Annotated in this window: 12 protein-coding genes and 1 pseudogene; 8 read left to right on the top strand and 5 right to left on the bottom strand. The window is 67.8% G+C overall.

Annotation, left to right across the window (positions count from 1 at the left end):
* Window positions 1-82: 82 nt before the first annotated feature.
* The 7 genes from ACTIDRAF_RS0202280 to ACTIDRAF_RS0202245 all read left to right on the top strand — a co-directional run bounded on the left by ACTIDRAF_RS0202280 (window position 83) and on the right by ACTIDRAF_RS0202245 (window position 6,418).
* Window positions 83-1,168: a saccharopine dehydrogenase NADP-binding domain-containing protein gene (locus ACTIDRAF_RS0202280; RefSeq protein WP_016697090.1), complete on the top strand. Its 1,086-nt coding sequence runs from the start codon at window positions 83-85 to the stop codon at window positions 1,166-1,168.
* Window positions 1,169-1,445: 277 nt separating this feature from the next.
* Entirely contained in the window at window positions 1,446-2,537 is a 1,092-nt protein-coding gene (locus ACTIDRAF_RS34345; RefSeq protein ID WP_211215253.1) for a DNA glycosylase family protein, read from the top strand.
* A complete protein-coding gene (locus ACTIDRAF_RS0202265) occupies window positions 2,506-3,978 on the top strand; it encodes a B12-binding domain-containing radical SAM protein (protein ID WP_016697087.1) in 1,473 nt (490 codons plus the stop codon). Before ACTIDRAF_RS34345 ends, ACTIDRAF_RS0202265 begins: the two co-directional genes overlap by 32 nt.
* Complete coding sequence (tmk, locus tag ACTIDRAF_RS0202260; protein WP_016697086.1) at window positions 3,975-4,631, top strand: dTMP kinase; 657 nt, start codon at window positions 3,975-3,977, stop codon at window positions 4,629-4,631. Before ACTIDRAF_RS0202265 ends, tmk begins: the two co-directional genes overlap by 4 nt.
* A gap of 79 nt (window positions 4,632-4,710) precedes the next feature.
* The gene (locus ACTIDRAF_RS0202255) at window positions 4,711-5,178 is read left to right on the top strand and encodes an NUDIX hydrolase (protein WP_016697085.1); all 468 of its coding nucleotides are present in this window, start codon (window positions 4,711-4,713) and stop codon (window positions 5,176-5,178) included.
* A 221-nt stretch (window positions 5,179-5,399) separates the two neighbouring features.
* Window positions 5,400-5,822 (top strand): hypothetical protein, encoded by a 423-nt coding sequence (locus ACTIDRAF_RS0202250; RefSeq protein WP_016697084.1) that lies wholly within the window; start codon window positions 5,400-5,402, stop codon window positions 5,820-5,822.
* Window positions 5,822-6,418, top strand: a complete 597-nt coding sequence (locus tag ACTIDRAF_RS0202245; protein ID WP_245533416.1) for a DUF3558 domain-containing protein — start codon at window positions 5,822-5,824, stop codon at window positions 6,416-6,418. The genes ACTIDRAF_RS0202250 and ACTIDRAF_RS0202245 overlap by 1 nt, the downstream gene beginning before the upstream one ends.
* Window positions 6,419-6,688: 270 nt before the next feature.
* Here the strand turns inward: ACTIDRAF_RS0202245 and ACTIDRAF_RS26840 are convergent, their stop codons facing one another.
* The 5 genes from ACTIDRAF_RS26840 to ACTIDRAF_RS26835 form a co-directional block, all read right to left on the bottom strand.
* Window positions 6,689-7,450, bottom strand: a complete 762-nt coding sequence (locus ACTIDRAF_RS26840; RefSeq protein WP_016697081.1) for a hypothetical protein — start codon at window positions 7,448-7,450, stop codon at window positions 6,689-6,691.
* A complete protein-coding gene (locus tag ACTIDRAF_RS0202235) occupies window positions 7,437-7,760 on the bottom strand; it encodes a hypothetical protein (protein ID WP_211215252.1) in 324 nt (107 codons plus the stop codon). The genes ACTIDRAF_RS26840 and ACTIDRAF_RS0202235 overlap by 14 nt, the downstream gene beginning before the upstream one ends.
* 86 nt (window positions 7,761-7,846) lie before the next feature.
* Complete coding sequence (locus ACTIDRAF_RS0202230) at window positions 7,847-8,842, bottom strand: NAD(P)H-dependent glycerol-3-phosphate dehydrogenase (RefSeq protein ID WP_016697079.1); 996 nt, start codon at window positions 8,840-8,842, stop codon at window positions 7,847-7,849.
* A gap of 830 nt (window positions 8,843-9,672) precedes the next feature.
* Window positions 9,673-9,879 carry a DUF397 domain-containing protein gene (locus ACTIDRAF_RS32425; protein ID WP_051313892.1) on the bottom strand — a complete coding sequence of 69 codons (207 nt, stop codon included), beginning with the start codon at window positions 9,877-9,879 and terminating at the stop codon, window positions 9,673-9,675.
* The gene (locus ACTIDRAF_RS26835) at window positions 9,821-10,720 is read right to left on the bottom strand and encodes a helix-turn-helix domain-containing protein (protein ID WP_081715391.1); all 900 of its coding nucleotides are present in this window, start codon (window positions 10,718-10,720) and stop codon (window positions 9,821-9,823) included. The genes ACTIDRAF_RS32425 and ACTIDRAF_RS26835 overlap by 59 nt, the downstream gene beginning before the upstream one ends.
* 121 nt (window positions 10,721-10,841) lie before the next feature.
* Between ACTIDRAF_RS26835 and ACTIDRAF_RS34340 the strand changes: the two are divergent.
* Window positions 10,842-11,214: pseudogene (locus ACTIDRAF_RS34340) on the top strand (hypothetical protein); the annotation flags it as partial.

Genomic DNA, 11,214 nt, shown 5'->3' with positions numbered 1-11,214 from the left:
GCGGGCGCGCACCGGACGTCCGGGCCCGAGCCGCCGTAGCCTCGGAAGGACAGCCACGTCCACCTGGGAGCGGAACCCGACCATGACCACCCGTGACGTCCCACCCCGCGAAGTCGACCCCGGTGGGAGTTGCCTGGTCCTCGGCGGTGCCGGGGCGGTGGGCCGCCACCTCGCCCCGATGCTGGGGCAGGTCGTGCCGGGTGTGGTGGTGGTCGCGAGCCGGTGTCGCCACCGGGCGGCCGCCGTCGCCGCCACGGTCCAGGGCGGGAGCACCGCCGTCCAACTCGACCCGCACGACCCGATCGCCCTCTCCGAGGCCCTCCGGGACGTCGGGACGGTCGTGAACTGCGTGGAGGACCCCGAGGGGTGGGTGGCGGGCCGCTGCGCGGAACGCGGAGTCCGCTACGTCGACATCAGTGCCAGCGCCGAGGTGCTGGGCGCCGTCGAGGCACGACGAGCGGACTTCCTCCGCAGCGGGACGACGGCGGTGCTCAGCGTGGGTGTCGCGCCGGGCCTGACGAACCTGCTGGCCACGCACGCGGTCTCCCGGCTGGCGGAGGCACCGGCCAGGGTCGAGATCGGCGTCCTGCTCGGGACGGGCGAGGCGCACGGAGCGGCCGGCGCGCGCTGGACGGCCGAAGGGCTGGCCGCCGCCCCCCGTGGTCGCGGCGCCGGCGGCAACCCCCGCCTCACCCGGTTCCCCGAGTTCGGTGCGCGCCGCGCGTACCCCTTCCCCTTCTCCGACCAGGAACACCTACGGGCCACCCTCGGGGTGCCGGTGACGACGCGGTTGTGCTTCGACAACCCGGCGGTGACGGCGGCGGTGTTCCGGGCCCGCCGGGCGGTGCGCCCGCTGGTGGCGCGTCTCGGAGCCGGTGAGCGGGTGGCGGCGACCGCTGGCCGGGTCCGCCTCGGGGGCAGCCGGTTCGCCGTCGTCGCCGAAGCCGTCGGGGCCGGGGGCGGGTCGGCGCGCTTCGGGGTGACCGGGGACGGGCAGAGCAGGGCGACCGCCCTGGTCGCCGCCCGGGTCGTGGAGCTGATGACCAGCGGTGCCCACCCGCCCGGCGTGTTCCACCTCGACCAGTTCGTCGAGCCGGCGCGGTTCCTCTCGTCCCTCACCGACGCGGGGCTGCGGTGGCACGAGCGGAGGAACGTCGGCTCGGGCTGAACGTCGCGGATCGCGGGAGCGAAGGGCGACTGGAGTGGCGCACCCGACGGTGGGAGGTCATCGGCGAGCTCCTCCGCATCGGCCAGCCGGACGTGTCGACGCATGGGCACTTTCTCGCGCGAGACGTGCTCGTGGGGGAGGCGAGCTCACCCCCCGATCCGCCACGCGATGTCGCGATCCCGGGCATGACGAACGCGGGGAGCCCCGCCAACTCCGCCGGGTCGGCAGGCGGCAACTCGAAAGGGCCTGACGCCGGCCATAGCCCACTCTCTTCGTGGTGATGGGCGTACTTCAGGTTGACCTCAGCCACAAGGCATCGAGGGCCAGCCTTGCCAACCTGGGATCTCACAGTAAGGTGCCCTTAGTGGTGACCCCGCTACGTCCAGTCACCGCCCTGGTTCAGGACCCGGACCGGCTGAAGCACCTGGCCGAGCGTCATCCCGTGCTGGTCTCGCTGACGGCCATGCCCGGCACAGTCCACTTGGAAGTGAAGCGTGATCGGCATGATGAGTGCGCACCCCGCGAGCGGAAGGACGACGCCGGAGTGATCGTTGACTCGGTGATGACCGACCACCCGTCCTGGCTCGCTAGCGGTACTGGCGCCTTCCGAGCTGTGCGCTGCGGAAACGCCGTCTGGGCGATGACCGTCGCCTCCGCCGAGGACGGTTGTCGCCAGCGCACCGCCGTCGATCGCGTGTCCGGTGATGGGGAGGCGCCAGTGGTCGACGTGGTTGATCCCGCGACTCTGACCGGGGCAGGCGACATCGTCGACAACCTGCGTGCCGCTGGACAAGTGGCGCGGTGGCGCAACCCGGATCTGTGGGACGCGTTGGCCACCTCGATCGTGCGGCAGGTCATCCGGGCGGGTCAGGCCCGCAAGCTCTACCGCGCCTTCGGCCAAGCCCACGGCGAGCCGGTAGTCACCTCGCACGGCCAGACGTGGCTGTTCCCTGATCCGGCGACGGTGCTCGAGCTGTCCGACGCCGAGTTCACGCGGCTGGGCATGGCGTTCAAAGCACGTCCCTTGCGCGCCGCCGCGGAAGCGTACCTGGAGTTCGGCGCCAAGTGGGCCGAACTCGAGCCGTCCACGCTGGTCGGCGAGGTGCAGAACGTACCGCGAATCGGTCCCTGGACCGCCGGCGCGACCGTAGCCGACCTCACCAACGACTACACCCTGTATCCCTTCGCCGACCTCGCCGTCCGCACCTGGGCGAAACGCCTCGCACCGCAGCGACTTTGGCCGGATACCGAGCCGGAGTTCGCGCGGGTGTGGGCGGAGGCGGCGGGGGGGCAGCTGTCCGCGCGGACCCTGCTCACTCTCGCCTGGGGAGTACGCCATGCCCGCACAACCGGAGTCGTCGCTCTCTAACCTGATCGCCGGTGCCGAGCACACCCGCCCGCTCGATGCCATCTTCGTCAACGCGCCCCTACGCGACTACACCCAACGGCCACGGGTCAACGACTTCACCCTGCCGGTCCTCGGCATGGGCTACCTCGCGACCTACGCCACGGCCCAGGGGTTCAACGTCGGTGTCCTGGATGCCGAAGCGCACGGCCAAGGCATCGCCGCAACCGTCGACCTGATCAACAGGCGGGGGCCTCGGTGGGTCGGGTTCAATCTGCTCGCTCCGACCTATGAGATCAGCGCTCGCATCGCCGCCCAACTCGATCCCTCGATCAAGGTCATGCTCGGCGGGCACCAAGCCAAGGCGATGCCCACCGAAATCCTGAACGACCCGCGTATGGCTGGGTGCGAAGCTCTGGTGCTGGGTGAGGGAGAGACCCGCGTGGCGGCCCTGTTGGCTGATCAGGGAGCCCGCGCCGACCTGCCCGGAGTGATGTGGCTGGACCCGATTCTGAAGTCTCCGGTTACCGGCGGGAAGCCCGGGACGGCGCACCACCTGGCGCCAGATATCAACGCTCTGCCCTTCATTGACCGCCGTTTCCTGGCCCAGGACCCACACCACGAGAACGGGCGGTGGGAAGCCAACATGGTCGGGGCACGAGGTTGCCCCTACGACTGTTCCTTCTGCGGCGCCGCTGTCTCAGCCAACCCGGACATCACCATCCGCACCCGTGACCCGTACAACATCCTCGCCGAGATGCACCAGCTCCGCGAGCAAGGCGTCACCGCGTTCCGCTTCGTCGACGACCTGTTCCTCGGCGCTCGGCGGGTCATCGAGCGGACGATGAACGCCTTCGCAGCCGACAGGGTCGGCGACTGGGCGGTGTGGGACGCTACCGGCCGCATCAACGTACTGGACCGCGCCAGTGACACCACCCTGGACAGGTTGGCACGTAACGGGTTACGCGAAGTCGCACTCGGGATCGAATCCGGAAGTCAACGGATCCTGGAGCTGATCGACAAACGCATCGATCCCGGTATGACCCAGCGTGTCGTGCGGAGGCTGACCGAACGCGGGATCAGTGTCAAGGGCTACTTCATCCTCGGATTCCCCACTGAGACGGTCGCCGAGATCGACTCCACCGTACGTCTGGTCCACGAACTCTGGAACCTCACCGAAGCGCTACCCGGACGATTCCGGGCCTCAGCTTTCGAGTATCGGCCCTATCCGGGGACCCCGGATTGGCACCGGCTCCTCGCGACCGGTCGCTACAGCACGGCCCAACTGCTCGATTACAGCGCCGTCGACCTCACCGGTGCCGGCCTGGACGAATCCATGCGAGAGCGCGACGAATTCAACTTCTCCGTCAACCTGCCCTTGGCCGAGGCACCGATCGACTACGTCCGCACGCGACTGGTCGCGCTCTCCCGCGAGCAGTACACCCGCAAAGCCACCGCCGCATGACCGCCACCGACTCGGTAACCGGGCATCGCGGGGTGTTCGTCACCCTCGACGGGATGGGTGGCGCTGGCAAGTCCACCACCACCCGGCATCTGAATGAGCACCTCGCCGCACAGGGGTACACGGTGCATGTCACCACCGAGCCCTCTCATGCCGAGTTGGGCGCAATCGCTCGTCACGGCACCGACACCTACAGCCGGCACGCCCTGGCCTGTCTGGTGGCCGCCGACCGCTACCACCACCTGGCCACCGAGATCCGCCCCAATCTGGCGGCTGGACGCATCGTCCTCTGCGACCGCTACGTCGCCTCCTCCTTCGTGTTGCAACGCATGGACCGTGTGCCCATCGAGTTCGTCGAAGCGCTCAATGCCGCCGCCGACATCCCGGACCTAGCGGTCATCCTGATTGCCGACGCGACCGTCACCGCTGGCCGGATCGAGAGGCGAGGCTCGCACAGCCGCTTCGAGAGCGGCCTGGCCACCAGCCGCGCCGAAGCCGAGCTCTACCAGGACACGAGCCGGCGCCTGGGTGCAGGCCGCTGGCCGCTGCTGACGGTGGACACCACCCGCACCCCCATCGCTCACGTCACAAGCCTGATCGCCAAGCGAATCGCCCACCTGGCGGGCCTCCCGCACGCCGATCCGGCCACCCCCTAAGCTCCGTTTGGTCCAGACCACGGGGGAGCCCTGCACTTGAGCGCTGCCCCCTACTGACCGCGCCGCAAGGGACTTGATGATGGCCGACCGTCACCTGATCGACGTCCACCTGCTCCTCGTGCGCGACGACCAGCTCCTGCTCAGTCGGCGGCGCGACACCAACCCGAGCTTCGACGGGCTGTGGCACCTGCCCTCAGGGAAACTCGACGCGCGTGAGTCCGTCCTGGACGCCGCAGCCCGGGAAGCCCACGAGGAGGTGGGGGTCCTCATCGATCCGAACGACCTGTGGCACGTGCACACCCTGCACGTCAACGGCTCCGGCCCCGACTCCCGCCTCGGGCTGTTCTTCGAGACCCGCCGGTGGGTTGGTGAACCCACCAACCGCGAACCCGACAAGTGCTCCGCGGTGTCCTGGTTCCCGCTCGACGCGCTTCCCGAGAAGATCATCGCCTACCCGGCGGCGGGTATCCACGCCTACCGCGCCGGCACCTCGTTCAGTGTCCACGGCTGGGCTGCGCGGCCCGTCCCCGCCAGTACGGCCGGCTGAGACAGCGTCCGCGACGCCCAGCTCGTCCCTCGCGCGCTCGGGGGTGGACGTCCCCGGTGCCGGCACGTCCACCGGGCCAACGTGCGCCGGCATGGACCGGGCGGGCCAGCCCAGGCTTCGCGCTGATCACGCAATGCGACCAAACGGCTCCAGGGACAATGCCACACTGCTAGTTTGATCTTTCATTGAGGCGACGCGAGCCGCAGTGGTGGGAGGCCCACGTGCACGTTGAGTCAAGCGGTGAGGATCAGGCGGGGTACGCCGCCGCGACGGCGAAGATGACGGGAAGCATCCACCGATTTCGGGCGGCGGCCGCTGCTGGCACAGTGACGGTGGACGCCGACAGCGCGGAACGCATGGCCTCGAAGCTGGAAGCCATGGCCGAACGCGCGACTGATCGGCTGACCCGCGTCGCGTTCCTTGAGCAGGATGTTCGGCTGGGGTCGAGCCCGGTGGCCCTGAAGATGTCGGAGCAGACCAGGTTGTCGGCCTCGGGCACACCGTACTTGGCCAAGGAGAACCTCCTCCTCTACATCGACGCCCTACGAGAGCTCGCGGCGGCCATCCGGGCGAGCGCAAGAACCACGGCCGGGATCGACTCCGCCACTGCGGCCCAGCTCGAACAGGCAGGAGAGCAGTTGTGATGACGTCCGTGTCCGGCCGGCGGTGGGCGGCGATGCCTACTGCGTTGGTTCTCGTTGGAGCGATCGCCGGGTGCACGACCGCGGAAGCCGGACGGTCCCTTCCGGTGGAGGAGGGTCCGACAGCTGTCGACACGTCCTCAGCACACCCAGACGCCAGTGATACCCCTGAGGACACGGTCGGTGAGTGGTTGGCGGCGATGCACCCCTGCGAAGTGCTGTCCGATGAGCAGTTGGACGGGATCGGGCTCGATCCCGCGACCGCCACGCTGGACGACGTTGGGGTGATCTACGCCTGCAACTACCGTCCTGGGCCGGGTATCAGGCCTTCGGTAGCTCTCAACCTGAACGCGCATAGCGGACTTGACGAGTTGAACCTGACCAACTACGAACCGGAGGAGACGCAGGTCGGGTCGCTGCGCGCCCTTCGTATCACGGATTCCCTCGACATCGAGTTCTGCCAGTTCGCTCTGGACCTGAACGGGGAAGCGAACGTCTCGGTCATGGTCCGTGGAATTCGTGACGGTGGGTCGACGGATGAGCCGTGTGAGATGGCCGAGCGGGTGGCGACGGCGGTGGAACCCTTGCTGCCCAGGTAGTGCTGCGGTGGCCTGTGACTTCGTCTCCTCGATGCGGCGACGGCTGGTTCACCACCGTGAACAGTTGGCCTCCATTGTGCTTCCGATGGCCCGGGCGCTCAGCAGTCGTGCTTCACGGCCGTGCCGAAGGCGGCCGACAACCTACACCCGGCCCCGACGGCCGCCGCCGACTGAGGAGAACTCACGCGGCGAACGCGAGGTAGGTGCCGAGTGTCAGGCCGGAGAAGGTGATGAGCTGGCGGGGCTTGAGGGCGCTGAACGCGGCGTGCATCACGATGCCGACGACAACCGCGTAAGGCATCGTCTCCGGGATGAGCAGGGCGGGGGCAACACGATCTCCACCACGATGACAGTGATTGCGACCAAACGCCAGAGGCGGATGTCGCGGGAGGTCAGGTTACCCGCGTGGCGGCGGACGAGGCCGGGAACGGCGTGCTGGCTGTGGGGCAGCCGGTCCCTCACCTGGGTGTAGGTGTGGATCCACTGGGCGAGGTAGAGCCCGCTGCGAAACTGGCTGGAGCGGAGCTTCTGCCAGGCGCTGTTCCAGTAGATGTCGGTGGTGACAAGGACCAGGAGGCATTGCGACCAGGTGTTCTCCATGCTCAGGCCGTAGTCGACGTGCGGACCGTGACCCAGGTTTCCGGCGAGCAGGAGGCAAGCGCCGGTCAGCAGGGTGTAGCGGACAGCGTTGGGGCTACGGAGGTACAGCAACTCCATCGCGATACCCGCCAGGACTAGTAGTAGCGCGATCCGGGGTACGAAGCCGAGCGCCAGGGCGAGGGCGGCGGCCGTGCGAACCAGCAGCCCGGGTCGATAAAGGATGATCAGAGCCCGGGCACGGGCCTGACCGAAACGCTGCTTGGCAAGGTGGACACTCATCGACCCGGGAACGAATCGGTCCCAACCGCCCTGCCCGAACGCGAGAACGAAACGGGTGGTCAGCACGGCGCCGAAGATGATTCGAAACCACTGGAGCCGACCGGTGTCGGTGGGGTACTGGAAGCCGGAGGCAAGGGCGTCAAAGAACCACACGACTCTCCCTCACCTCGACCGGCTTTTCACCGTCAGCGGACAGCATGCGGCCGTGTCCGTCGATCCGGTCGTACCGGCCGCTCTCGATGAGGTGATCAAGAATCCTCTGAAGGGCAGAAGGGTTGAGGATGAAGGAACCCGGGGACAGGTGGTCGTAGACGTTCACGGGCTCGGCGCGTCCGTCCTTGGTGCCGATGAGGGTGACGATCGTGAAGGTGGCCCGGCAGAACATCCTCCATCGCAGCCAGTGGCCGGGTAGGGGCGTGAAACCGATGATCATCCAGACCACCAAGCCGAGGGTGACAGTCATCTGGACAGCGGACAGCACAGACACATGCATGAAACCTCCGGTGGGGAGGGTGAAAGGAAGTGCGGCTGCGCAGCCGGACGCTGTGATCAGCGCCGCTGCGTCAGCGTGGCCACCGCCTCTTCGAGGGTGATCTTCTCGTTCAGCAGGTTGGAGACCGTTTTCGTGATCGGCATCTCGATCTCATGGGCGCGAGCCAGGGCAAGGATCGCCTGGGCGGACTTGACGCCTTCGGTGGTCTGACGCGTGACGGCCGTTGCCTCTTGAACGCTAAGCCCCTGGCCGAGGTGGATGCCGAAGGTGCGGTTGCGGGACAACGAGGAGGAGCAGGTGGCTACCAGGTCACCCAGGCCGGACAGGCCGGACAGGGTGGTTCGGGTGGCACCCATGGCGACAGCCAGTCGAGTGGTCTCCGCGAGGCCACGAGTGATGAGCATGGCCTGTGCGTTGTGGCCAAATCCCATACCGGAAGCGATGCCCACGGCGAGGGCGATGACGTTCTTGACCGCGCCGCCCAGCTCACACCCGGTTACGTCGGTGCTGGTGTAGGAGCGGAAGTAGGTGGTGTGACAGGTCTGTTGGAACCGACGGGCAGCACTTTCGTCAAGGCACGCGATGGTGGCTGCGGCGGGCTGGCCGTCCATGATCTCGCGCGCCAGGTTCGGGCCGGACAGCACCGCGACCCGATCGGCGCTGACGCCGGTCACCTCGGTGATGATCTGGCTTGCACGCAGATGGCTCCCCTGCTCGATCCCCTTCATCAGAGAAACGATCACGGTGTGTTCCTCGATGTGCGGCGCCCAGGCGGCAAGATTGGGCCTGAGGGTCTGCGCGGGAATGGACAGCACCAGGAAGTCAGCGCCGTCCAGCGCGGCTGCGGCGTTGGTCGTCGCGTTCAGGGAAGCCGGCAGCTCGACGTCCGGGAAATAGTCCCGGTTGCGGCGCTCAGTGTTGATCCCGTCGGCGATCTCGCCACGGCGGGCGTGCATCGTGACACTGGTGCCGGCGTCAGCCAGGATCTTGGCCATGGTGGTGCCCCAGGCCCCGGCAGAGAATACTGCGGCACGAGCCGAAGGGTGGGTCACTGGTTGGTCCTCTCATCGAGGCTGTCGCCGGGCCCGCTGATCGTATCGGCCGTGCTGGGTGGCATCGGGAGAGTTGTGGGGCGGCGCAGGGTCAACAGGACCGCGCGTCGGTCCGGCAGGATGGGTAGCATCTGGTACGCCTCGCGCAGCATGCGCGAGGCCTGGATCTCGCCCAGCTCACGTCGGAGATCGTCGGCGTGGTCGATCCATAGCCGGTAGAGCCGGTTCCACAGGGCGGGCTCGGTTAGCTCGTACTGGGGCGGGAATCACTTGTCGACTGGAACTGTCCCGTGCGGACCTCGTTGTCCGTGTGGTGTGGCCAACACCAGGAGATGTGAACAGCCCGGTGGGTCGGAGGACCGTCGGACGCGACTTCGTCCAGGTGCTCGAGGTCAAGGAGCGTCCCGCTCGGTAGTTCAATGGGCCTCGTTGACGTCGGGCAGCTCCGTATCCGAGTGGAGGGCGCCGCCGTCGCGTTCGGTGCGGGCGGCTCACCAGCCGGGTCGTCCGGGTGGCTCACTGGGGTCGCGAAGTCCAGGCACTGGCATGGGCTCCCGTTGATGTCCCACCGTGCGGTGGGACCGTCCCGCCCCACGCGGCGGCTGCGCAACCAGCGTGGCAGCAGAAGGTTAGGCACCACTACGGAGTAGCCACCACGCCATTCGGACGAGCATTGCCCCGTGCCAGCGCACACAAACCTCGTCCTGCGGTGTCGACTGGGCAACAGGCAACGGGCAGCGACGCCCCGGGAACACGGCGATTGAGGTGAACCGACCCCCGAACGCCTGGAGCCCCCGCGTCGCGGGGGCTCCACCACATCCGAGGAACGCTCAGAAGCGGTCGGACTTCACCGCCGCAATGAAGGCAGCGAAGGAGTCACGACCGACGACGAGGGTGCCAGCGTCCCGCTTCTTCGTGTCCCGGATACCCACGATGCCAGGCGCGCCGCCGACTTCGACGCATCCGCCGTTAGGTCCGCTACGGCTGGATTTTCTCCACCCCTTGAGCGTCTGTGTCACGTTGGTCCTGCCCTTCATACCTATCTCGGTACGTTGCGATGACCTTGGCGGACTCATCCGGGGTCATCGCCACGCCGGACAGCGTATCCACGGCCCTAACGTAGGTGCCGGTATCACTCGGACGATCCAGGTAGGTCCCGGTAGCAAGGTGTTCCAGGTACACCACCGGTGGTGCGTCAGTGAACTCGATGAGTGCGAACGTGCCCAGCGAGCCGGGCACTAGGTCCGGTGTCGGGGCCAGAGTTATGGGGATGATCCGCACAGTCGCTGTCGGATGAGAGATCAGTCGGGTGAGCTGGTCGGTCATCACGCGCGCACCACCAACCGGGCGCATCAATGCTGACTCGTCGATGTACGCGGTGTAGTCGGGTGCCGGCGGCTCGTTGAGGATTGACTGACGGCCCATCCTCGTGATCACCAGGTCGGCAGGGGCGTAAGGACCGTCCGCTGAGGCCAGCACAGCTCGTGCGTACGCACGGGTTTGGAGCAAGCCAGGGATCACCGTCGCGACGTCAGCTATTCGCATCGCCTCCTGCTCGTAACTGATCAGCGTCGCGAGCTGCCCCGGCAAGTCGGAGGAGGGCGTCCACGGTGACCCGGCGGCCAAGTTCCGTGTCTGATCGACTAGAGACTCCCGGTCGGCTGGAGCCAGCTCGAGTGCGCCGGCTATCGCTGCCACCAAGTCGGGAGTGAGCAGCACCTCCGCGCGTTCAACACGGCCGACCCACGCATGCCCAACGCTGAGCCGTCTGGCCAGTTCCCGAACCCCAATACCGGCATCTTCCCGCGCCTGTCGGATCGCCTGTCCCACAGCACGGGCGCGGGGTGAACGGAGCGATGACCGTGTCCGTCTGACCATGCGCGAATCGTAGCCGGTCCGTCACACCCGATCAGGCGATTGACCCCAGCGAACCAGGAGCCGGATAGTGGATCTCGATCCACCTACCGTCTTCTAATCCATCTGCGCTGGGAGGCTACTCGTGCAGCAGATCGTTCACTCCCAGCTACTGTCCACTGTGGTCGTAGTCGGGATCGCGGTCCTGTTCGTCACGGTCGCCGTCCTCATCGGCTGGGAAGCCGAACGCACCGAAGCCCGCCACCGACCCGACCCCACACCACCAACCACCACCCCCAACGCCCCACGCCGATCCATCCCCGCCCGCGTCCTCCTCGCCACCCGCGCCCAGGACAGGCCCGGCACGCCGCCCGGAACCCCGAGGCGCGCCCGGCCGGGGACAGCGACCCCCGACGCTGTCCCCCTCCCACGACCGGCCCCACCCCCTCCCCGGCGGGGCCGGCCCGGTACGGCGGCACACCACGCCGCCGCACCACCACCGCCGTCCCCCCTCCCCG

The organism is Actinoalloteichus spitiensis RMV-1378 (assembly GCF_000239155.1).
In the GTDB taxonomy this organism is placed as follows: Bacteria; Actinomycetota; Actinomycetes; order Mycobacteriales; family Pseudonocardiaceae; genus Actinoalloteichus_B; species Actinoalloteichus_B spitiensis.
The sequence above is the reverse complement of the archived record's forward strand: the minus strand, read 5'-3'. Positions and strand labels throughout refer to the sequence as shown.